This is a genomic window from Parabacteroides goldsteinii DSM 19448 = WAL 12034, assembly GCF_000969835.1.
Lineage (GTDB): Bacteria > Bacteroidota > Bacteroidia > Bacteroidales > Tannerellaceae > Parabacteroides > Parabacteroides goldsteinii.
The window spans coordinates 702,656-724,970 of sequence record NZ_KQ033913.1 but is presented as its reverse complement, the minus strand read 5'-3'; the positions used below and the strand labels follow the sequence as shown (position 1 = coordinate 724,970).

At 47.1% G+C, this 22,315-nt stretch carries 18 protein-coding genes; 12 read left to right on the top strand and 6 right to left on the bottom strand.

All coding sequences use genetic code 11. The annotated features are described in order from the left end of the window. Positions 1–10 precede the first annotated feature (10 nt). Together HMPREF1535_RS16030 and HMPREF1535_RS16025 are read left to right on the top strand one after the other, a co-directional pair. A complete protein-coding gene (locus tag HMPREF1535_RS16030) occupies positions 11–1,453 on the top strand; it encodes a tetratricopeptide repeat protein (protein ID WP_007653309.1) in 1,443 nt (480 codons plus the stop codon). 2 nt (positions 1,454–1,455) lie between these two features. Continuing rightward, entirely contained in the window at positions 1,456–2,367 is a 912-nt protein-coding gene (locus HMPREF1535_RS16025) for a DUF368 domain-containing protein (protein WP_007653304.1), read from the top strand. Between the two features lie 410 nt (positions 2,368–2,777). On the opposite strand, the gene HMPREF1535_RS16020 is transcribed toward HMPREF1535_RS16025, so the two are convergent. The 5 genes from HMPREF1535_RS16020 to HMPREF1535_RS16000 all read right to left on the bottom strand — a co-directional run bounded on the left by HMPREF1535_RS16020 (position 2,778) and on the right by HMPREF1535_RS16000 (position 9,847). After that, the gene (locus HMPREF1535_RS16020) at positions 2,778–4,172 is read right to left on the bottom strand and encodes an ABC transporter permease (protein ID WP_046146816.1); all 1,395 of its coding nucleotides are present in this window, start codon (positions 4,170–4,172) and stop codon (positions 2,778–2,780) included. Positions 4,173–4,187: 15 nt separating this feature from the next. Then, positions 4,188–5,723, bottom strand: a complete 1,536-nt coding sequence (locus HMPREF1535_RS16015; protein ID WP_046146815.1) for an ABC transporter permease subunit — start codon at positions 5,721–5,723, stop codon at positions 4,188–4,190. Between the two features lie 27 nt (positions 5,724–5,750). Further along, entirely contained in the window at positions 5,751–6,470 is a 720-nt protein-coding gene (locus HMPREF1535_RS16010; RefSeq protein ID WP_007653298.1) for an ABC transporter ATP-binding protein, read from the bottom strand. A 223-nt stretch (positions 6,471–6,693) separates the two neighbouring features. Further along, positions 6,694–8,109, bottom strand: a complete 1,416-nt coding sequence (locus HMPREF1535_RS16005) for an NEW3 domain-containing protein (RefSeq protein ID WP_235438355.1) — start codon at positions 8,107–8,109, stop codon at positions 6,694–6,696. Positions 8,110–8,329: 220 nt separating this feature from the next. Beyond that, positions 8,330–9,847 (bottom strand): TolC family protein, encoded by a 1,518-nt coding sequence (locus HMPREF1535_RS16000; RefSeq protein ID WP_007653296.1) that lies wholly within the window; start codon positions 9,845–9,847, stop codon positions 8,330–8,332. Between the two features lie 300 nt (positions 9,848–10,147). Between HMPREF1535_RS16000 and HMPREF1535_RS15995 the strand changes: the two genes are divergently transcribed. The 10 genes from HMPREF1535_RS15995 to HMPREF1535_RS15955 all read left to right on the top strand — a co-directional run bounded on the left by HMPREF1535_RS15995 (position 10,148) and on the right by HMPREF1535_RS15955 (position 21,109). Next, the gene (locus HMPREF1535_RS15995) at positions 10,148–12,445 is read left to right on the top strand and encodes a GH92 family glycosyl hydrolase (protein WP_087880751.1); all 2,298 of its coding nucleotides are present in this window, start codon (positions 10,148–10,150) and stop codon (positions 12,443–12,445) included. 40 nt (positions 12,446–12,485) lie between these two features. Continuing rightward, positions 12,486–13,730: a GAF domain-containing sensor histidine kinase gene (locus HMPREF1535_RS15990; RefSeq protein WP_010803561.1), complete on the top strand. Its 1,245-nt coding sequence runs from the start codon at positions 12,486–12,488 to the stop codon at positions 13,728–13,730. After that, positions 13,727–15,094 (top strand): sigma-54-dependent transcriptional regulator, encoded by a 1,368-nt coding sequence (locus HMPREF1535_RS15985; RefSeq protein WP_046147580.1) that lies wholly within the window; start codon positions 13,727–13,729, stop codon positions 15,092–15,094. Before HMPREF1535_RS15990 ends, HMPREF1535_RS15985 begins: the two co-directional genes overlap by 4 nt. 139 nt (positions 15,095–15,233) lie before the next feature. Further along, positions 15,234–15,461, top strand: coding sequence for a 4Fe-4S dicluster domain-containing protein (locus HMPREF1535_RS15980; RefSeq protein WP_007653280.1), 228 nt, complete (start codon positions 15,234–15,236; stop codon positions 15,459–15,461). A 7-nt stretch (positions 15,462–15,468) separates the two neighbouring features. After that, positions 15,469–16,554, top strand: a complete 1,086-nt coding sequence (locus tag HMPREF1535_RS15975; RefSeq protein WP_007653279.1) for a 3-methyl-2-oxobutanoate dehydrogenase subunit VorB — start codon at positions 15,469–15,471, stop codon at positions 16,552–16,554. Positions 16,555–16,570: 16 nt separating this feature from the next. Further along, positions 16,571–16,741, top strand: a complete 171-nt coding sequence (locus HMPREF1535_RS25985) for a hypothetical protein (protein WP_016213001.1) — start codon at positions 16,571–16,573, stop codon at positions 16,739–16,741. A gap of 13 nt (positions 16,742–16,754) precedes the next feature. Continuing rightward, positions 16,755–17,519, top strand: a complete 765-nt coding sequence (locus HMPREF1535_RS15970; RefSeq protein ID WP_007653276.1) for a thiamine pyrophosphate-dependent enzyme — start codon at positions 16,755–16,757, stop codon at positions 17,517–17,519. 17 nt (positions 17,520–17,536) lie between these two features. Beyond that, positions 17,537–18,079, top strand: coding sequence for a 2-oxoacid:ferredoxin oxidoreductase subunit gamma family protein (locus HMPREF1535_RS15965; protein WP_007653275.1), 543 nt, complete (start codon positions 17,537–17,539; stop codon positions 18,077–18,079). Between the two features lie 70 nt (positions 18,080–18,149). Further along, a complete protein-coding gene (locus HMPREF1535_RS15960; RefSeq protein ID WP_046146813.1) occupies positions 18,150–20,285 on the top strand; it encodes a putative porin in 2,136 nt (711 codons plus the stop codon). Between the two features lie 5 nt (positions 20,286–20,290). Then, positions 20,291–21,109, top strand: a complete 819-nt coding sequence (locus HMPREF1535_RS15955) for a transporter substrate-binding domain-containing protein (protein WP_046146812.1) — start codon at positions 20,291–20,293, stop codon at positions 21,107–21,109. A gap of 10 nt (positions 21,110–21,119) precedes the next feature. On the opposite strand, the gene HMPREF1535_RS15950 is transcribed toward HMPREF1535_RS15955, so the two are convergent. After that, a complete protein-coding gene (locus HMPREF1535_RS15950) occupies positions 21,120–22,262 on the bottom strand; it encodes a PAS domain-containing sensor histidine kinase (RefSeq protein ID WP_046146811.1) in 1,143 nt (380 codons plus the stop codon). Between the last annotated feature and the right edge of the window lie 53 nt (positions 22,263–22,315).

Genomic DNA, 22,315 nt, shown 5'->3' with positions numbered 1-22,315 from the left:
ATTATTCCCTATGAAAAAAGATGATATTTCACGCCTGCTACAACGTTATCTGTCTGCCCGCGAAATGGGAAAAGAACCCTATTTCGATGCAGATGAAGTAGATGAACTGTTGGGCAGCTTTGAAGAATCGGATAATTATGACTACTTTGATGAAGTTTTAGCTTTAGGACTAAAACTTCATCCGGGTAATACAGACTTACAGATCAGACAATGCAAACTCTTCGTTTATAATGAAGATTATAACAGTGCACTGGCCCTGATCGATTCAATCGCTGAAACAGACAACCAGGACCTCGACTTATTACGGTTAGAATGTTATTGCATGCTCGACCGGTATGATAAACTGATCGAGTACACAGAAAAATTGATCGAAGAGGATTGCGATTATCTGGAAACGGTATTCGAATGTACCGCTCCCCTTTTAAGTGATATGGAAATGAACAATGAAGCCCGCGATTTCATAAACCGCGGCATTGATTTATTCCCTCAGAATCTGGTATTGAAAGATGAGTTATGCTACAACCGGGAAATAGAAGGAGACATCGACGGGGCGATCAGCATCTGCAACGAACTGATCGACAAAAACCCTTACTCCCACGAATACTGGTTCACACTCGGACGGTTGTATTCGATTAAACTGGAGTTCGAAAAGGCAATCGAAGCATTCGACTTTGCACTGACCTGCGATGATTCGGACCCGGAGTTGAAGATACTGAAAGCCTATTGCCTCTACATGAACGAAAATTATGAAAAGGCACTGGAAGTATATCAGGATATCAATGGCGACTTTGAGATGGCGGAGCGCATCAAACCGCTCATGGCTGAATGCTATATCAAACTTGAGAATTTTGAAGGAGCCTATAATCTGCTGAAAGATATTATCGGCAAAAAGGTGACTGACAACGAACCGGCAGCATACATCAACTTCATCCGTTGCTGTGCGGAAACGGAACGTCACCGGGAGGCTTCCAATACATTGACAAAGGCGGTCGAACTATTCCCCAACAATGTCAGGATACTCTCTCTGCTGGCTTTGACCTACGTAGAAAACGGAGAAGACAAGCAGGCAGTCGAGACTACCGAACGTCTGTTCGAAGTATTGGATAAAGGAGACTACTATCAACCGGAGGATTTTGAAAGCCTTTTCCATGCCGGACAGTATCTCTACATGAAAGGCGATATCGACAAGGCGATCAAATATTATAATAAGGTATATGCCGTTAATCCGGATCTGCCTTTTATCCATCTCCATATGGCTATGGCTTATCTGGCTAAAGGAGATATGAAGCATTTCGGCGAACATTTCAGCAAGACTACCCCGAAAGAACTGATCGAGTACCTGGAAAACTCGGGTATCGACTTCAGCGATGTGGAGCAGCAGTTGCTGGGCAAACATATCCCGCCGGAAGATCTGACAAAGGAATTCCTCAATAATAAGGACAATAATAACTAATAATGGACAGAAATCTAAAAGACTACGGTCTCCTACTTTTGAAAGGCATGGGTATGGGCGCAGCCGATGTTGTTCCCGGCGTATCGGGCGGCACAATTGCCTTTATTGTTGGTATTTATGAAGAACTGATCGATTCGATCAAGAGTATTAACGGAGCAAGCCTGAAGCTACTCTTCACCGGTAAGATCGCCGCTTTCTGGAAAGCGATAAATGCCAACTTCCTGCTGGCTATCGTTGCCGGCATCGGGATCAGCATTTTCTCGCTGGCAAAGCTCATTACCTGGCTGTTGGTTACCCATCCGATCCTGGTGTGGGCCTTCTTTTTCGGGTTGGTACTGGCTTCCACCTGGTTCGTATCGAAAGATATCAAACAATGGAACTGGAAATCGATACTGAGTTTTATCATCGGGGCTATCATTGCTTATTACATTACCGTTGCCACACCGGCGGAGACACCGACAAATCTGTTCTTTATCTTCCTTTGCGGAGCCATTGCGATCTGCGCGATGATCTTGCCGGGTATTTCAGGTAGTTTCATTCTGGTATTGCTCGGAAAATATTTCTATATCATGGAAGCGGTAAAAACACTCAATATCCCGGTCATGCTCGTATTTATCTGTGGCGCGGCATTGGGTATCACTTCATTTTCACGAGTACTCTCTTATGCCCTGCGCCGGTTCCATGATACGACAATCGCAGTATTGGCCGGTTTTATGCTGGGTTCGCTCAACAAAGTATGGCCCTGGAAAGAAACGATCGAGACATATACCGACAGCCATGGAGTGATCAAGCCGTTGGTCGAAGCAAATATTTTGCCGGACCAGTTGTTGTGGGAAGCCGTAGGATTAATGATATTTGGCTTCGCTATCGTATATTTCCTTGAAAAGTTATCCATGAAAGGAGCTAAAGCATAAAAAAATCTCTCCCCTATGCTCACGCACAAGGAAGAGCTTGTTCTCTCGCCAAAGAGAACCTCATCAATTATGTTAACCTTTTTAGGTTATAAAAGGGAGCAGTTCGCCAGAGTTGCTCCCTTCATGTTGAAAACACACATCTTATTAGTATTGTTTATCTTTTTACCTAATTCATAGCAAATAGCATGCCATAAGTGTATCTATCTGATAACTACCTATTTTATAAATAATAACCTGTCCAATAACGGACAGCTGCCCGGTTTTACTTTACAGTATGTCCGGCAACGCCGTTTATAGTGCAAACAGCGTGCCAAAACACACAAACATCTATTTATCAAACATATATATTTATCACTAAAATCCCATTCTGTCCAATAATTAGACAGTGATGTACAAAATTTAGACAGTTATTACCGTACATCGTATCTTGTAAAGAAATAAAAGCAAGCCATAAACAAAACAGCAATCATAACTATCATAGCAATCATATAACCGCCGATGAATTCGATGCGTTGCCCGAAAGAGGCGATCTGTTCCTGGTATTGCGGAATCTGATCGACGGCTACAGGTTTCTTACTGGTGGAATAATCTTCATAAGGATTATACCAGTGAGGGCTACCGTCATCCTTGGCATCGACGTCTTTGAACCACTGTAAGAACTGTTCCTGGAAAGCATGCAGGTCATTCCAGTTCTTCTGAAAACGCAGGTAACCACCTCCCAGAAACGCTTCATTCATATAATCGAACTGCGCGATCGGTGACAACAGCGTGAAATTACGGGTCTGCTCAAACTGACGGAACTGTTGCAGGTAATAGGCATCATTATACTTCTTATCGCTATTCATCAGATTGCTCTGGTTTCGTGCACGCAACTCATGCCGGGGATAAAATGCATCCATACCATTGGACGACCAGCTTCCTTCCGGTGCATTCCGGTTAATATCATTGGATGCCTCCTGGCGCTTCTGAGCCACTTCGTCCGATGTCGGTATGCTGAACAGCGTCTTTGCCCAGAATACAGACGTATTAGGAATGACCACCGCAGCAAACAACCAGAAACAAAGCGAGATAAGCAAACTGATATTGGAGTAGCGCGTCACCACCGACGACAGCAAACCGAATACGGCAAACGTAGTGATGAACAAAAGGCTGATCAGTATAAACCCGGCAGTCTCTATCAGAAAGCTACTGTTCAACTGCACCTGACCGGAAACAGCCAGGATAATCAGACTGATTATGATACCGACCAGCTCCATGACTCCTATCACTGTTATAATACTCAAAAGCTTACTGCACAAGAAGGTGCTCCGGGGCACGGCATTTGAAAAGACCAAAGCCAGCGTCCTCTCCTCCTTTTCCCCTGAAATGGCATCAAAAGCAAAAAGCAGCGTAATAAAACTAAGGAACATGGAAACGATAAACGACCAACTCAAACTATCCGTACGGATCAGAAGAGGATTATTGCTATCATGGCGTACCGAATAATCAAACATATTATAAGCACTGTAGGTAATACGGTTAGGCAAATAGCTTTCCTTGCAATCCGCAATCACACTGTTTTCACGCGGAGAGATGATAAAGCTATTCCTTGCTGTCGCTACTTTTGAGATATTTTCGGCTTGTTTGCCTATTGCTTCCTGCTGTGCTACGCTATATTTGGTGTAGTTATCATGCATATCCTTAAAAGAAGAAGCGAATGAAACACTACCCAACGTAAACACCAGCACAACAATTACAAAAGAAACCTGAAAGCGCAGGCTATACAGATAGTTCTGCAATTCACGTATATATAAAGTTGTAAACATAACTGTAATTATTTATTATCTGACATCATATTTCATAAACGACACGATTGTCCCGACCAACAATACGATCACCAATCCCAACAGAGCACATAAGCGTCCCAGTGCAGCACCCAACGTAGCCGAAAGTGTGATCGGTTGAGGAACATAGCGGGGAACACCGCTGGTATCCAGATACGGAAATTCAGAATTACTTCTGCCATATTTCTTCCATACTTCTTCTCCTCCCAAGTCAACTTCTGCCTGTGTAGGAAATTCGTCCAAAGGCTGGGCGGTAAAATAAGCAGTAGACTCAAACAGCTTATGATCCTTGAAATAGGTAATGACGTTCTCTCGGTATTTACGCAAACTTTCCATATATTTAAGGAAGCTGCCCGCATCGGTACGGCATAAAGCATCCGTCGTCTGATCGAACAATTCGGAGGGCGACAACCAGGCGATGGCTTGTTGCAACCGTTGCTGACGCACCAGTCCGTCCAGATAGTTCCGCTGCAAGGCCCATTTCTTATCCGCATTATTCAGCATGACAGGAGTTGCCCAAATCTGCATCTGCTGGTGGAATAAAGGTGTCTCTTTCGGGCCTCCGGCCAATTCAAGATATTCAGGTCCGTCACCGGTACAATTATTATAACTCAAATATTTCATATTGACCCTTTGGGACGCACGCGGCCATTCCTCCATATATTCTTTATGAAAAGCCTCGTCATAATTTCTCATGGTTGCCTGTACATTATCATATAAAGGCGCTTTCGAAATACTTTGTGCCAGATAAGTCGCAATATTAGGCATCAGGAAAAGGAACCATATCCAGCACAGCAAGCTGATAATAATGGACGAAGACGAATGCGTCACCCGGCTGGAAATAAACATTCCCAACAACAGGAATACCATCATATAAATGACGGAAGTCAGGAAAAGCAGCGACAAGCCGCCCCAGTCGGATACTGAAAGGGAAATCGCCGGATTAACCACAATGATCAGGCAGGCCAGCAGATAACAGAACAGCAAAATAGGCAGTAACGTCAGCAACAACCCCAATAACTTACCCATCAGGAAAGAGATACGGCTCACCTGTCCGGTAAAGGTCAGCTTCATCGTCCCGTCTTCCCGTTCACGGGTAATGGCATCATACGAAAAGACGAGTGCCAGCAACGAGATAAGAATAGCGACCACTTTCGAAAAGTCTATCGAGAAGAAGGCATTCAACGAAGGGTTGTCGCGGGTAAGAGTATGCCCTTCGGGAAACAGCGGATATTCCCAGAAAGAAACCTTCACCTTATTGCCGACATCACCAATAATACCCGTACTAAAGATACTCAGCGGCTCCGGCACCTGTATAACAGTAGGACGAACATGTGACCATACGCGGCTCTCTTTCATTTCTTTATCCGCCTTTGCCTGTTCGATCTTAAAGACACGCACCTGGTTCTGATAATTCTCCACACTGACGATCACCGTGAACGGTATCACTAGCAGGCACAGTACAAACCCTATAATAAACCTGACCGACAACAAGTTCAGCAGGAAATCTTTCTTTGCTATTAACCAAATCATATTACTTATTATTAATGGTTTATACTCTTATTCCAAAATAGCTTCCTGCATATAATCCAGATAGATACGCTCGAGGTCGTCCTGGAGGAACTCTTCACGACTACGGAGCATCACCAGGCGTCCTTCCTTCATGATACCGACACGGTCGGCCACTGCCTTAGCACGGAACAGATCATGGGTACACATCAGGATACTCTTGCCGGCGTTACGGAGGTTAATCAGTATCTGCATCAGTTCGGCGGCACTCTTAGGGTCGAGTCCGGTGGTCGGCTCGTCCATGACGATGTTGTCGGCATCTTTGATGATGGCGATGGCCAGTCCGACCTTCTGACGCATACCTTTGGAGAAGGTTTTCAGCTTGCGTTCGAAGGCTTCTTCCTGCAGGCCGACACGGCGCATGACGTTATAGTAATCGTCTTTCGTCAGGTTCGTCTTACCGCCCAGGCGGGCAAAGAAGTCGAGGTTCTGACGGGCGGTGAAGTTGCCGTAGAGCATTACATTCTCGGAAACGAAAGCGACATGCTTCTTGGTTTCCAACGGTTTTTCCATAACGTCGATACCGTCGATCAGGGCATGGCCCGAAGTGGGTTCGATGAAGTTGAGGAAGATATTGATAGAAGTGGTCTTCCCTGCCCCGTTTGCTCCCAGCAGGAAAAATATTTCGCCCGGCTTGATCTCTAGGTTCAAGGCATCAAGGGCCAGATTGCCGTCTTCATATCTCTTTGTCAAATCGATTGCTTGTAACATGGTGTTTTATTTTTATTGTTGTTATATTTCAAATGTTGTTAGAAGTGAACTATTTATAGTGACTGGTTGTACCTGGCTCCCCTCTCGAGAGGGGGAAGGGGGTGTGTCATAGTTTCGTCCTATAACTAGCTTTAACACACCCCTTATCCCCTCTCAAGAGGGGAATTGGTTACTCCCGTCACTATAAGCAGATAGTTCATATCTTTCTATATTCGCATCTCATCTATCTTTTGCTAAGCTTCATTCCGAACCAAACGATTCCCCCGATAAAGCCGACCAGCAACAGGATCAGGAAGATGGTACCGAAGACAGAAGTCGAAGCATTTACCTGGATGCGGACTGTCTTGTCTTCCGTATCTACCTTGCGGTTGTCGGCCATTGCTTCCGTTTTGATCTTCACTTCCTGGGCACCTACTCCACCGTCTGATGGCGGGATGATGGTTACTTTTACCGTTAATTCCTTTTCCGGTTCCAGGCTGCTGATTACATCCGGTTCGATACGGGTATCCCATCCGAGAGGCTTCTCTGTTGTCAGCTTGATGTTATCCAGACGGCGGGTTCCACCGTTGCGGACTGTTACGTCCATAGCCACTTCTTTGCCGACAGTCGTTTCATGGTAGAGGTTGTTTGCACGCACTTCGATCTTTCCTTTTCCGCGAGGGATAATCTCCAGGTTCTCGCTTCCGGCCTTCTCGCCGTTCGACGCCGTTACGGTCTGCACCTGGAACTTTATCGGCTTATCGATCACTACCTGCTGGTCGTCGCGATCCGGCAAATAGACCTGCAAAGATAACTTCTTTATGTTTACGCCCTGTGCAAATTTGATCTGTGTCACCTTACTTTCTCCATCGGTAAAGTCGTAACTGATCTGGCGCGGCAGGTCAAGCACTTCCAGGCGGTAGACATCATCCGAAGTGGAGAAGCGCTCAAGTGTCAGATCGTAAGTCGCTTTGCTACTCAGGTCAGCTTCCTGGCTGAACTGCATGGAGGATATGTCGATCACGTTCACACTGGCATCTTTTTTCAGATAGATATTCTTTTCATCCTTCCGGTTGTTGTAGTTTAGCGAGACAGTCAGGTTCTCCGCATCTTTCAGCAATTCGAAATCGGCCGTCGCCACCTTCCCCAACTCGATGGAAGGGACACGAAACTCATACGGCGAACCGATGATCGTTTTCGACTCATTATCCACCAAAGATACATATATATTATATATCTTACCGGAACGCATCTCAGGCGTGAACACATCGAAGTGTTCCTTGAACTGGCTCAGATACTCTTCGTTCCCTTCGAGGGCACTTTTCAGGGTGATCTTCACCTTGCGTTCGCCCCGCTGGTCCTGATACTTCACCGCACGTTCCACCGTTATGTAACTCTGCTGGGAGATCAGCTTCAGGATCAGTTTCTGATAATCGACTTCCTTACTCAGCAGCTCATTCTTCGAACGATTGAAATCGTTGGCTGAGATGGCTTTTTCATTATACAGCTTCGTGTCGTTCTCATACTTCTGTTTGGCCACTTCGTAATCGGCACGGGTCTTTTTCAGGTCGAGCAACAAGGCAGCCTCGCTGTCTTCCTGTGCCCGGACGGTAAAGGGCATCAGAAGGATGGCCAGCAATACCGCAATAAAACTTTTCATGTGTTTGTTCATCTGTTCTTATTTATTATGTTATCATTCTAATTTGCTCCCGAAGGCGTTTCAGTTTCCCGCTATGAAAACTTTAGTTTTGTCAGGAGGAAACTAAAGTTTTGTGCCGAAGAAACTAAAGTTTCATGCAGGAGAAACTTTTGTTTCACAAGCAGGAACAGCAATGAAACTGCAATCTGCTATGAACCAGAATACTAAGCGAATCTGGTTTCTATCCTTTCTCCGGCAGAAAACTGCGGTTATGTTCGAAGTCATACATGGTCTTCCGATTCAGGTCGGCCACCGAGAGACGATAGGTGATATAACTGTCGATATAGGCAAGCTGCACCTGCGAAAGGCGCTCCTGTTCGATAGAAAGTTCCTGGCTCGTCATATCGCCGTTCTCAAAACGCATCTGGCTGATACGGTAACTCTGTATCGCCACTTCCTGGTTCCGGCGGTTGATGCGGTAACGCTTCTCCGCTTCATACACGCTACGGACGATCTCGCGAATCTCCTGTTCGATAGTCCGCTTGGTATTGTCGAGATTTAATTCGCGCTGTTTCAGGCGGACTTGCTCGCGGCGTACCTGGTTTTTGGCACGTCCCCAGTCCAGAAGCGGATAAGAGACGGTCAGGGCGATTCCCCGGTTAGCCGGACGGTCGCGCATGTTATCAAAGGATGAGCCGACCAGTTGACCGACAGTTCCATCTCCGCGTGTACTCAATCCGGTGAAATCATAATAGGCGGAAATGTTTCCTTTAAATTCCCGTTCCCGTTTGGCACGCTTCACTTCGATGGCCTGAAGTTCGATATCGAGGTTGTCTTCCTTTATTTCCATACGGTTACGCAAAGCCTCGTCGATGGCCAGTTGCATGTCGACGATGAAGGCCTCGAACTCCATATCCGCTTTCAGGTCGATCTCTTCTTTGAGGTCAAGGCCAATAAGTAGCTTGAACTGGTCTTTGGCGGCGGCGAGCTTGCCTTCGCTTTCCATCACACGGGCTTCGTCTTGTGCGACGGTAATCTCGGCGATCAGCATTTCACCTTCGGGAAGGTTGCCCGTCTCCTGTTTCAATTTGGTGATACGGTAGGCTTCACGGGAGTTGACCAGGCGGTCCTGATTGATTTTATGTTCGTAGGCCAGTTTATATACAGTATAGAAACTCTCCGTTACATTATAGACGATATCCATCTGGATACGGGTGAAATAGCAGGTACTCTTCTTATAATCGAGTTCGGCCACTTTCATGTTTTCCTTCAGTTTATTGGCGGTAAAGATGGGTTGGTTGAAAGAGAGGGCGAAACGACTGTACACCTGGTCGCGTTCCAGCTCTTCATAATCCCGCTGCGAAAGTGTAGTCCGGTAATTCTCCCAGTACATCTTGGAACTCAGGGCGAAATTACCGCCGGTAGGCAAGACATATGTAAAGTTCAGGTTACCGCCCACTTGCAACGAACCGGTAGAGTTGTAGACCGGCAGACCGTCGGCCTGCGAAATCTCCGTCAGGCTTTCCGTCCATGAAGGAGTAAAGAAGTCAAAGTTCAGCAACGGCTTGAATTGTGCTTTTGTGTAAAGGTAAGAGTAACGGGTTGCGTCCATATCTTCCTTGTAATATTTCACCGTATAGCTCTCTCCCAAAGCAATGTGAATCGCTTCATCATAGGTGATCTGCCGGAGATTCTCCGTCTCCGCATGCCCTGCCAAAGCGAATCCCATCAACAGTGATACCAGTAAATTTCTTTTCATACTATATCGAATTAAGTTCTTTCGAGTAACAGGTTACCCAATTGTCATTATTTATTGTTTTACCTGCCTATAATAAGGCAAATGGCGTGCCAAAACTGCAACCGGTTGTATTTCCACCGGTTACCCGGATGGGTAATTATTTCCCTCTTGGGTAAAAGGGAAAGCCGTTACCCAAAGTGGGTAATATTTTACCCAATTGCACGCCATCATAAGATAATGCAACCGAATCAGCAGAAAGTTATATACCTGTACACAAGAAAACACATACCTTTGCCTTACAATAATTAATAGATCAACACCATGAATAGCAGACAAATAAGCAGTTACATCTTAATTCTCCTGACTCTCCCTTTCACCCTCATTTCGGCAAAGCCGAAAGAACCCGTCGATTATGTGGATATGTTTATCGGTACTTCCAACTCCCGGTGGATGCTGGGGCCTTATGCACAAGAACCGTTCGGCATGGTGCAACTCGGACCGGATAACCAGGGGAATGTCTGGATGGGAGGATACGAATACGCCATCAACAGCGTTTCCGGTTTCAGCCATCTGCATGCCTGGACGATGGGTGGCCTGATGATCATGCCGACCACAGCCGACCTGGCCCTGACAAACCCTTCGGCCGATTCTCCCTATAAAGGAGCAAACGCCGGCTATCATTCACGCATACTGAAAGAAACGGAAAAGGCCTCACCCGGTTACTATTCCGTCTATTTATACGATCATGAGGTAAAAGCGGAACTATCGGCCACCACCCGTTGCGGCATTCACCGGTACACTTTTCCCGAAAGAAAAGAATCCAGGATACTGATAGACCTCCTATTCCCGACCGAATGGGACTATGGCTTCAATGTGAAAGATGCCTGCATCACCAAAATCAGCAATACCGAACTCGAAGGATATGCCGACTGCCAGTCCGGTCCGTGGAGTAACTGGAACAACTACAAACTGCATTTCGTCATCCGCTTCAGCAAACCTTTCTCGCAACTGAACGGATGGAACGAAGGAGTAGAAAAAGACGACATACAATCCATTGCCGGCAAGAACGATATCGGAGCCTACGCAATCTATTCCACAACCGAAGGAGAAAGCATAACCGTCTCAACCGGTTTATCGCTGGTAAGTATCGAACAGGCACAGCTGAATATGGACACGGAACTCGCCCCCTTGCAGTATGACTTCGACCGGGTAGTCGCCCAGACCCGCAACAAATGGAACGAACTGCTCGGCAGGATAGAAGTAGAAGGAACGAACGAGGTGGACAAAACAAAATTCTACACCAACTTGTATCGTGCCTATGCCGGCAAACAAACATGGAACGATGTGAACGGCCAATATAGAGACGCTTGTGAAAACATACAGCAACTGGATCACGGGAATATGTATGGCGGCGATGCCTTCTGGAACAGTTTCTGGAATCTAAACGGCCTCTGGTCGATCATCTCCCCCCGCATCGTGGACGATTGGGTAACCACCCAGCTGGAGATGTTCAAACATACCGGATGGACAAGCAAAGGGCCGGCCGGACTGGAATACTCCGGCATCATGGAAGGTTCGCACGAAACAGCCCTGATGGTTGCCGCCTATCAAAAAGGCATACGCAAAGACGGTGAAGCAATCTATGAAGCCGTGCTGAAAAACGTCACGGAAACAGGTATCGACCATCCCTGCGGAGGCAGCTGCGGCAACCCTCTGCTGGACGTTTATATCAAACAAGGTTATATGCCGATGGAAAAGGGAGTGGTTTCCAAAACGCTCGATTATGCGTACGACGACTGGTGCGTCTCCCAACTGGCCCTGGCACTCGGAAAGAAAAAAGAAGGAAAAGCGCTGCTGGCACGTTCGATGAATTATAAGAACGTATTCCACCCGGAGAAAAAGTTCGTCATGCGGCGTGACAGCCTGGGTAACTGGGACCCGGATTTCGATGTGTTCTCCAATAAGGGATTCATTGAAGGCAACAGCTGGCAATACTCCTGGTACGTGCCGCACGATATTCCCGGACTGGTAGACTTCCTGGGGAAAGACCTCTTCAACAGCCGGCTGGAAGAGGGATTTATCAAATCGGAAAAGCATAAGTTTGCCGCCCATGTATTCGACCGTACCACAGGACAGTCGGCTGAGTTTTACATCAATCAGGGAAACGAAGTAAATATGTGTACCCCGTTCCTGTTCAACTATTCCGGTAAACCCTGGCTGGCCCAGAAATGGTCGCGTGCCATCCTGGACAGTTTCTACGGCTCAACCCCTTATCATGGTTGGGAAGGCGACGAGGATGAAGGTCAGATGGGCGGTTGGTACGTGATGAGCGCACTGGGTCTGTTCGAAATGAACGGAGGAGTTTCCCTGAAGCCGGAACTGGAACTGAGCAGCCCGCTATTCAACAAAATAACGATCCGTCTGGACCCCGGTTATTATAAAGGGAAGACTTTCACGATCGAAGCCCGCAACAACTCAAAAGAAAACATCTATATCCAAAAGGCTTATCTGAACGGAAAAGAACTGAAACAACCCCGAATACCATTCGCTGCCATCGTATCCGGAGGGACGTTGTTGCTCGAGATGGGAGATAAACCGAAGTTCGATTGTTTCAATTAATACGATTTTGCGTACTTTTGCACAAAGATCAAGAAAAAGTATGCCACTATTCAAGAAGGACGAACAACCCAGGCAACCGAACCTGGAGCAGCTGCTCTCGGAGTTTAACCGGTCGCTCACTCTGATCGTCGACAAGTCACTGCTGATCGGCAATATCGTTGCCAAGGTAAAGCAAATATGCCCGGTAGAAAGTGTTTATATCTTCCTGCTGGATGAAAACACAGGCAAATTCAAACTGCAGAACGAAGCGAAGAACAAGCCTGTGACGCTGACCAACCGCAGCCGGCTGATCAGCTGGCTGTCTGTCAACGAAAAGCACCTGATCATCTCCAGGCATCCGGATATCGTCTCCTATTTTCCTCCCGAAGAACAGGAAATAATCAGGCAACTGGGTGCCGAACTGATCTTCCCCCTCAAGATCATGAACCAGATCAACGGTACGATCTTTTTAGGGAAGAAAACCGATGGCGCCCCATTCACCGAACAGGAACTGAACCTGCTTTCCATCCTGATCAACCAGGCTACATTCGCCATCGAACATGCTTCGCTTTACGAGCAGCAGACCGAACGTCTGAAAAAGATGTACCGTACCGACCGCCTGGCAACGCTCGGCGAACTGGCAGCCGGGGCGGCCCATGAGATACGTAACCCGCTGACAGCCATCCGGAGCACGATACAATATCTGAGCAAAGACTTCAGCGCCGACCCAGTAAAAAGCGAAATGGTGACGGAGCTGATCTCGGAAGTGGAACGTATCAACAAGATCGTACAAGGTCTGTTGTCTTTCGCCCGCCCGTCCGACCTGAACACGTCCGATATAAATATTGAACAGCTGATCAACCAGACGCTCCTGCTGGTGACCAATACATTACGCAAACAAAACGTAGAGGTGGAATTCGAATATTTCACCGACAACACGACCATCCAGGGGGATGCGGAACAGCTGAAACAGGTTTTCCTGAATATCATCCTGAATGCCGTCGAAGCGATGGGGAAGAATCCGCCGGAACGCTCGCGTACATTAATAATAAGTATAGAAAAGGGAACTCCCATCAATACCCATTCCCGTTACCTGATCATCTCGTTCGAGGATAGCGGCAAGGGGATCGAACAGAAGAACATCGAGAATGTATTCAACCCCTTCTTCACGACCAAGGAAGAAGGGACCGGACTCGGGCTCGCCATCTGCTACGGTATCATCAACCGCCATGAAGGCGAGATCGAAGTAAAAAGCGTGCCGGACAAAGGCACTTGTATAAATATAAAATTACCGCAACGCATATGAAAGCAAAAATAGTAGTTGCCGACGACGAGCCGCGCATCCGCAAGATGATCGCCCGTTTGCTGACCGATGAAGGATATGATGTAATGCCCGTCGAAAACGGACGGGAGGCGGTAGAGGCTCTCCTCTCCTTCCAGCCCGACGTTATTCTGCTGGACCAGCAGATGCCGGTACTGACCGGTGTGGAAGCATTGGAGGAGATCAGGCGTATCTCCCCGACCCAGGTTGTCCTTTTTGTGACAGCCTTCGGTTCCATCTCCCTCGCCGTCGACGCTGTGAAGAAAGGGGCTTACGACTTTATAGAAAAGCCTTTCGACAACGATAAATTATTACTCACCGTCAAACGTGCCGTCGAACACAGCCGCATGAAAGGTGAAATCTCCACCCTGAAAAAGACACTGGGGGAAAAACGAAGCAACGTGATCGGCGAGAACACAGGACTGAAACAAGTGATGGCACAGGTCCTGCGGGTAGCGGAAACCAATGCGACCGTCCTGATCCACGGCGAGAGCGGTACAGGAAAAGAACTGATCGCCCGTGCCGTCCACCACAACAGCCTGCGGGCAAACGGTCCTTTCGTTGCGATCAACTGCGGCGCCATTCCCCTGACATTGATGGAAAGCGAACTATTCGGCCATGAACGCGGTGCCTTTACCGATGCTAAAGAAGCAAAGGCGGGCACTTTCGAGCGGGCAAACGGCGGGACATTGTTTCTCGACGAAGTGGGAGAACTTCCCCTGGATGCACAGGTTAAATTGCTCCGTGTGCTGGAAGAGCGGAAGATCACCCGAATCGGCGGAAAGAAAGCAATACCGGTAGATGTGCGTATCGTAGCCGCCACCAACCGTAATCTGGACGATGAAGTAAAAGGCGGACATTTCCGTCTCGACCTGTTGTATCGTCTGAATGTATTTACCCTGATCCTTCCCCCGCTCAGGGAAAGGAAAGAAGATATTCCCCTGCTGGCTAATTTCTTTATCCGTAAATACAACCAGGCGTTGAGCCTCGATGTGCAGTCTATCACTCCCGAAGCGGTAAAGCTACTCTCCTCTTACGACTGGCCCGGCAATGTGCGTGACCTGGAGAACGCCCTGCAAAGTGCCATGATCTTATGCACGGACGGCACGATCCGCCCCGAACATTTGCCCGACCGGGTAAAAGGATATGATTCGACGGAAGAAGCAACCATCGCCGGAAACGGAGGAAGCATCCGCGAAATCAATGCGCAAATGGAAAAGGAACTGATTCTGGAAGCCCTAAAGAAGCACAACTTCAACCGGACACTGACAGCCGAGGCTCTTGCTATCAGCCGGAAAACGTTGTTTAACAAAATGAAGCGTTACGGACTGTCTACAGATGAAATTTGACAGACAGCCATTACTATTCATTGGCTATCTGTCATCATTAGAGGCTAACGACTATTAAAAAACTAAACAATCCTTGTTTTTACAACATTAGTTCTTAACTTTGCCGACCTACACGACATAAAACATAATTAGTTATACTATGGCAAAGATAAAAGGAGCGGTCGTTGTAAACCAGGAACGCTGCAAAGGGTGCAACTTATGTGTAGTTGCCTGCCCCAGCGATGTTCTGGAATTACACCCGCGTGAAGTGAACAACAAAGGGTACCATTATGTGTACATGAAAAACCCGGATGCTTGCATCGGTTGCGCCAGTTGCGGATTGGTTTGTCCCGACGGCTGTTTAACCATCTACAAAGTAAAAATATAAAACAGATATGGCAGAAGAGATAAAATTAATGAAGGGGAACGAAGCCATCGCCCACGCAGCTATCCGCTACGGTGCCGACGGATACTTCGGATACCCTATCACTCCGCAATCGGAGATTCTGGAAACCCTGATGGCTGAAATGCCCTGGGAAACTACCGGTATGGTAGTACTGCAAGCTGAAAGCGAAGTGGCAGCGATCAATATGGTGTATGGCGGTGCCGGAACAGGTAAACGTGTATTGACTTCATCTTCCAGCCCCGGCGTCAGCCTGAAACAGGAAGGTGTTTCCTATATTGCAGGGGCGGAACTTCCTTGTCTGATTGTAAACGTCATGCGTGGCGGTCCCGGCCTGGGAACAATCCAGCCAAGCCAGGCAGACTACTTCCAGACTGTGAAAGGTGGCGGACACGGTGACTATCGCCTGATTACCCTGGCCCCTTCTTCCGTACAGGAGATGGCAGACTTTGTCGGACTGGGTTTCGACCTTGCCTTCAAATATTGCAATCCGGCTATTATCCTTGCCGACGGTATCATCGGCCAGATGATGGAAAAAGTGGTGATGCCTCCTTTCCGTCCGCGTAAGACAGAAGCTGAAATCATCGCCGAATGTCCGTGGGCCGCACAGGGCAAACTGAAAAGCCGCAAAGCGAACGTGATCACTTCACTGGAGCTCGACCCGGCCAAAATGGAAGAGAACAACCTCCGCTTCCAGGCTAAATACCGTAAGATTGAAGAAAACGAAGTACGCTACGAAGAGTTCCATTGCGACGATGCGGAATATCTGCTGGTTGCCTTCGGTTCTTCCGCACGTATTTGTCAGAAAGTTGTGGAGATCGCACGTGCCGAAGGTATCAAACTCGGCCTGTTGCGCCCGATCACGCTGTGGCCGTTCCCGAAAAAAGCCATTGCCGATTATGCCGAAAAGGTAAAAGGCATGCTTTCCGTCGAACTGAATGCCGGCCAGATGGTGGAAGATATCCGCCTGGCTGTAAACGGAAAAGTAAAGGTTGAACACTTCGGCCGCCTGGGTGGTATCGTGTTCACTCCGGATGAAGTACTGAACGCGCTTAAGGAATTGATAATTGAGAATTGAAAATTAAGAATTATCGATGACACGCGGAAGTAAAACAGACAGCATATTGACAATCCTGTTCATGGTATTGGCGGCAGCAGCGATTATCTGCTACTTTGCCGTCGACGACCGTCACGTATTTCTCTATTGCGGCGGAGCAGCTATATGCTTCAGACTTGTTCAATATCTACTGAGATTTATTAGTTAATTTAGTAACAATTATGGAACTCAACGAAATAATTAAACCGGAGAATCTGGTCTATACAAAACCGGAATTGATGAACGACAATCCCATGCACTACTGTCCCGGTTGCAGCCACGGTGTGATACATAAGCTGATCGCCGAAGTGATCGCCGAAATGGGAATGGAAGAAAAAACAATCGGTGTCTCCCCGGTGGGTTGCGCCGTTTTCGCATATAACTATCTGGATATAGACTGGGAAGAAGCAGCTCACGGACGTGCTCCGGCGATTGCTACTGCCATCAAACGTCTGAATCCGGAAAAGATGGTCTTCACCTATCAGGGTGACGGCGACCTGGCCGCTATCGGTACAGCCGAAACCATCCATGCTGCCAACCGCGGTGAGAACATTGTGATCGTATTCGTGAACAATGCCATCTATGGTATGACCGGCGGACAGATGGCTCCTACCACACTGGAAGGTATGCCGACAGCCACTTGCCCATACGGCCGTAACATCGCCCTGAACGGTTACCCATTGAAGATCGGTGATCTGCTGGCTCAGCTGGAAGGAACCTGTCTGGTTACCCGCCAGAGCGTACAGACAGCCGCAGCCGTTCGTAAAGCCAAGAAAATGCTTCGCAAAGCCTTCGAAAACTCTATGGCAGGCAAAGGCACGTCAGTTGTCGAATTCGTTTCCACCTGTTCATCCGGTTGGAAGATGACACCTGAAAAAGCAAACAAATGGATGGAGGAAAACATGTTCCCGTTCTATCCGCTGGGTGATCTAAAAAATAAAGAATAAGTAAATACAAAAACGACATGAAACAAGAAATAATTATAGCAGGCTTTGGTGGACAAGGTGTTCTGTCGATGGGTAAGATACTTGCTTATTCCGGACTGATGGAAGGCAAAGAGGTTAGCTGGATGCCTTCATACGGGCCTGAACAGCGTGGCGGTACGGCTAACGTGACCGTTATCCTGAGCGACGACCCGATCAGTTCTCCGATCCTGAACGAATACGATATCGCGATCATCCTGAACCAGCCTTCCATGGACAAGTTCGAAAGCAAAGTAAAACCGGGTGGTATCCTGATCTATGACGGATATGGAATCCATACTCCGGTGAAACGTACGGATATCAGCGTTTATCGTGTGGATGCTATGGACGCAGCTACCGAAATGAAGAATGAAAAAGCATTCAATATGCTTATCCTGGGTGGTCTGCTGAAGATCGTTCCGATGGTGAAACTTGAAAACGTATTGCTGGGTCTGAAGAAGTCCCTGCCCGAACGTCACCACAAGTTAATCCCGATGAACGAAGCCGCCATCAAGAAGGGGATGGAAATTATACAGAAAATGTAATCTTGCAAAAAGAATATAAAGAAGGGCGTTTCTTTCGTAGAAATGCCCTTTTGTTTTATCTTTGCAACCCATGAAGCATTGCTTATACATATTATTATTGCTGATAGTATCTGCCACAACCGTTCAGGCCCAACGTGGAGCCAGCAGGGCAGATCAGAAAGGTGGAGGAAAACGTGGCGGCTTCTCCTTGTCAAACCTGACTTCTTCTCAGAAAGATATACCGGACAGTCTGCTGGTAGCGGATAGTGCCGCCTTAAATTCAAAGCGTATAACCGCCTATCGGCTTACCCCTTCCCTGGGTGAGGCATATGTGGCGCCACTGGATACGAACAAGCTGAATTTCAGCAACTCGACACTGGTGGAAAGTAAATCGCTCGCCATCGGTTACCTGGCTAACCTGGGAGCACCGGCACAGACTAAAATATTCTCCGAACGGCAGGAAGCACGCGATTTTATCTTCGCCGATGCCTACGATTACTATATCACAACGCCGGAAAACGCTTATTTCTACAACACAAAGATTCCTTATACCAACGTTCTGTACACCACCGCCGGCGGTAGTACGAACAAAGAAGAACAGTTGAAAGGAACCATGACCATGAATTTCGGTAAAAAGATCAATGTGGGTGCCGATATCGACTATATTTATGGCCGCGGACATTATAAAAACAACGGTAATAAACTGTTAAGCTACCGTTTCTTCGGCAGCTACCAGACCGACCGGTACGAAATGCATGCCTACCTGAGCAACTTCAACTTCGTAAACTACGAAAACGGAGGAATGGCAAACGACTCAACCATCAGTCATCCCGACGAGTATTTCCCGGAAGGACGTCCCTCCGATACAAAATCGTACGACATACGTTATCTGACCAATGCCTGGAACCGTGTTCGCGGGAAACGGTATTTCCTGACCCAGCGTTATAACCTCGGTTTCACACGTGAGTTGGAGGAAGAGGATGAAGAAGGGAATCCCAAAGAAATGTTCGTCCCGGTATCCAGCATTATCCATACGATCGATTATGAAGATAACCGTCGCCGGTTCATCGCCGACAATACGGCGCTGATGGATTCGTCCTATATAGTCGACGACAACGGCCTGCGTTTCCCACGTATTTATGGACTAGGAGCTACACTCAACGACCAGACATCTTCATGGAATCTGAAAAATACGATCGGACTTTCCCTGCGTGAAGGTTTCCAGGACTGGGTTAAGTTTGGTTTGACAGCTTTCGTCAGACTCGAAAAACGCCGGTTCAAACTGGAACCCAGAATAGAAGGGCTCGATTATGGCGAATATGGCCGGGGTCCATACTTCTCTGTTGATAATATCGACCTGAAGAACCTGCCTACGGCAAAGCTTTACGACGAGTTTTCTACTTACGTTGGAGCCGAACTTTCCAAACGCCAGGGTAGCATCCTGACCTATAATGCACGCGGAGAACTTTGTATGGTAGGTAGCGACGTCGGTGAGTTCCGTGTTACCGGGGATTTGCAAACCCGTTTCAAGTTGTTCAATAAAGATGCTGTGATCAAAGCAGACGCCTATATAAAGAATGTAACGCCGGCCTTTTACATGCGCCATAACCATTCCCGTTATTACTGGTGGGATAACCCCAACTTTAACATGACGCAGCAAATCTATGCGGGCGGTGAAGTGTATCTGGAATCTTCAAAGACTACTTTGAAAGCCGGAGTGGAAAGTATTCAGAATTATATCTATTTCAATAAACAGGGATTCCCGGTACAGCATGGCAGCAACTTACAGGTAGTCAGTGCACGCATCAAACAAGACTTCCGCTTCCGTGCTTTCGGCTGGGAAAATGAAGCATGCTGGCAGTTAAGCAGCGATGAAAGCGTACTCCCGCTTCCGTCATTAAGTGCCTATTCAAATATGTATCTGGCCGTCAAGGTGGCGAAAGTACTGACCGTACAGCTAGGTGCCAATGTATATTATAATACAGCTTATTATGCACCTTACTACGAACCGGCAACACAGCAGTTCCAGGTTCAGGATGAAGTAAAAGTCGGTAATTATCCACTGGTTAACGCCTACGTAAACTTCCACCTGAAACAGGCCCGGTTCTTTGTGATGGCTTACAACCTGAGCAGTAAGTTTGCTGATCCGAACTATTTCTCCCTGGCACACTATCCGTTGAATCCGATGGTGTTGAAAATGGGTATTGCCGTTACATTCAATAACTAAGCCGTATGAAATCCCGGAAGTTACTGGTAGTCTATATTGTCCTCTTGGCATGCGTACTGATAGCCATGTTCCGTTTATGGCCGTACAAGCAGGAACCTGTCCCACCCAAGGATTATCCGGAAATTAAGTCAGAAGGTATTCTGCGACTGGTTACCGAATATAACCAGTCCGGCTATTATGTAGCCGGCGATACGATCGAAGGTTTCCAATACGAACTGAGCCAGGCCATCGCCGCTTTATCCGGACTGGAAGTACAGACTCAGCTGGAGATGAGCCTGGCCGAAAGTTTCAAACAATTATCCGATAACCAATGCGACGTAATCGCCCGCAATATTCCTATCACCAGCGACATCAAAGAGGACTATCTGTTCACCGATCCGATCGTCTTCAATAAACAAGTACTGGTGCAACGCACGGAAGAAGCCAATAACGGCATCAAACCGATCCGTAATCAACTCGACCTGGCGCAAAAGACCTTGTATATTCCGAAAAACTCCCCCGCCTTACTGCGCCTGCAAAATCTGGCACACGAAATAGGAGATACAATCTATGTGAAAGAAGATGAACTTTATTCCAGCGAACAGCTGGCTATTATGGTTGCCAAAGGCGACATCGACTATGCCGTATGCGACCAGCAAATAGCCCGCGTATCTAAAGGGAATTTACCGGAAATAGATATCGACACGGATATCAGTTTCACCCAACTCCAGTCGTGGGCGGTACGCAAAGACTCCCCTATCCTGCTCGACAGCCTGAACAGCTGGCTGTCACAAATCAAAGAAAGCGGGTTATACGATCAGATTTACAAACGCTACTATAAATAAAAGTATATCCTCATTCTTCCCGTGAAGGCAGGATAAACGAAAAAGTGGAACCTTCCCCTAGTTGCGATTCTACACGGATCGAGCCTCCCATTTTAGTAACAAGTCCTTTGCATATAGCAAGTCCCAGGCCAATACCTTCCACATAGTCATTGACTTTAACAAAGCGGTTAAAGAGGTTTTGTAGCTGCTCCTCGGCTATCCCCTGTCCGGTATCCTTCACATAGAAATTCAGCCGGTCATCTTCCAGCGCCTTATACCCCATCGTAATACTTCCCTTTTTAGTATTCTTGATCGCATTATTGACCAGGTTATTGACTAATTGGAGTAAGCGGATATAATCGGTTCCAAAGGTACAGCTGTCCAATCCTTTTTCCAGAATCAACTTCACATCTTTCGGCATACGGGGCTTTACGGAAGCATAGGTCGTATCCATCATCTCGTTCAGGTCGATCGGAGCATAACTAATCTTTATCGCATCCGCCTCAATCTTCGACAAGTCCAGAATATCGTTGATAAGCTGCATAAGCAATTGATTATTCGCCTTGATGATCTCGTAATAAGACATACGCTCCTCGTCCGTATCCGCAAACGCCATCATTTCTGAAAAACCGGTTATTGCATTCAACGGCGTACGGATCTCATGACTCATGTCTGCCAGATATTTTGATTTCAACTTATCAGCCATTTCCGCCTTATCACGCTCATCTTCGAGACGTTTTTCTATTGCCCGCTTAACAGTGGCATCACGCCACAAAGCCAACAACAAAGGTTTTCCATTGCTTAAAGAAATCGGATACTTTTCTACTTCAAGATATTTCATCGCGCCGGAAGCATCCTTGAGCCAGCCGTGAAATTCGGCCACCTTTCCCGAACTGATGACCTTCTTATCTACCTCCAGTCGTTCCTCTACCGACATCAAGGCATTATAATACACTTCAGAGTCATCATGTCCCTCGATCTGGGAAGTATCGATCCCCGTTATCTCTTCCATAAATTTATTCCAGTAAAGATAATTGAAATGATCTTCCGGATCTTTTACAAATACACCCAGTGGCAAATGATCTAATATCGTATTCAGTAACTCATGAACAGTATCCGGCTCATTTAAGGTTACTTTCTTTTGAGAGCTGTTACAGCTATCATCTGTTCCCATAATATAACTCGCTATTTTTCCAATGTGGGCAAAGATATTAATTTTTTATGTTA

Bases quoted from the DNA above. Each gene is read 5' to 3' on its own strand.
- HMPREF1535_RS16030 (WP_007653309.1), top strand. From the start codon at position 11: ATGAAAAAAGATGATATTTCACGCCTGCTACAACGTTATCTGTCTGCC.
- HMPREF1535_RS16025 (WP_007653304.1), top strand. From the start codon at position 1,456: ATGGACAGAAATCTAAAAGACTACGGTCTCCTACTTTTGAAAGGCATG.
- HMPREF1535_RS16020 (WP_046146816.1), bottom strand. From the start codon at position 4,172: ATGTTTACAACTTTATATATACGTGAATTGCAGAACTATCTGTATAGC.
- HMPREF1535_RS16015 (WP_046146815.1), bottom strand. From the start codon at position 5,723: ATGATTTGGTTAATAGCAAAGAAAGATTTCCTGCTGAACTTGTTGTCG.
- HMPREF1535_RS16010 (WP_007653298.1), bottom strand. From the start codon at position 6,470: ATGTTACAAGCAATCGATTTGACAAAGAGATATGAAGACGGCAATCTG.
- HMPREF1535_RS16005 (WP_235438355.1), bottom strand. From the start codon at position 8,109: ATGAAAAGTTTTATTGCGGTATTGCTGGCCATCCTTCTGATGCCCTTT.
- HMPREF1535_RS16000 (WP_007653296.1), bottom strand. From the start codon at position 9,847: ATGAAAAGAAATTTACTGGTATCACTGTTGATGGGATTCGCTTTGGCA.
- HMPREF1535_RS15995 (WP_087880751.1), top strand. From the start codon at position 10,148: ATGAATAGCAGACAAATAAGCAGTTACATCTTAATTCTCCTGACTCTC.
- HMPREF1535_RS15990 (WP_010803561.1), top strand. From the start codon at position 12,486: ATGCCACTATTCAAGAAGGACGAACAACCCAGGCAACCGAACCTGGAG.
- HMPREF1535_RS15985 (WP_046147580.1), top strand. From the start codon at position 13,727: ATGAAAGCAAAAATAGTAGTTGCCGACGACGAGCCGCGCATCCGCAAG.
- HMPREF1535_RS15980 (WP_007653280.1), top strand. From the start codon at position 15,234: ATGGCAAAGATAAAAGGAGCGGTCGTTGTAAACCAGGAACGCTGCAAA.
- HMPREF1535_RS15975 (WP_007653279.1), top strand. From the start codon at position 15,469: ATGGCAGAAGAGATAAAATTAATGAAGGGGAACGAAGCCATCGCCCAC.
- HMPREF1535_RS25985 (WP_016213001.1), top strand. From the start codon at position 16,571: ATGACACGCGGAAGTAAAACAGACAGCATATTGACAATCCTGTTCATG.
- HMPREF1535_RS15970 (WP_007653276.1), top strand. From the start codon at position 16,755: ATGGAACTCAACGAAATAATTAAACCGGAGAATCTGGTCTATACAAAA.
- HMPREF1535_RS15965 (WP_007653275.1), top strand. From the start codon at position 17,537: ATGAAACAAGAAATAATTATAGCAGGCTTTGGTGGACAAGGTGTTCTG.
- HMPREF1535_RS15960 (WP_046146813.1), top strand. From the start codon at position 18,150: ATGAAGCATTGCTTATACATATTATTATTGCTGATAGTATCTGCCACA.
- HMPREF1535_RS15955 (WP_046146812.1), top strand. From the start codon at position 20,291: ATGAAATCCCGGAAGTTACTGGTAGTCTATATTGTCCTCTTGGCATGC.
- HMPREF1535_RS15950 (WP_046146811.1), bottom strand. From the start codon at position 22,262: ATGGGAACAGATGATAGCTGTAACAGCTCTCAAAAGAAAGTAACCTTA.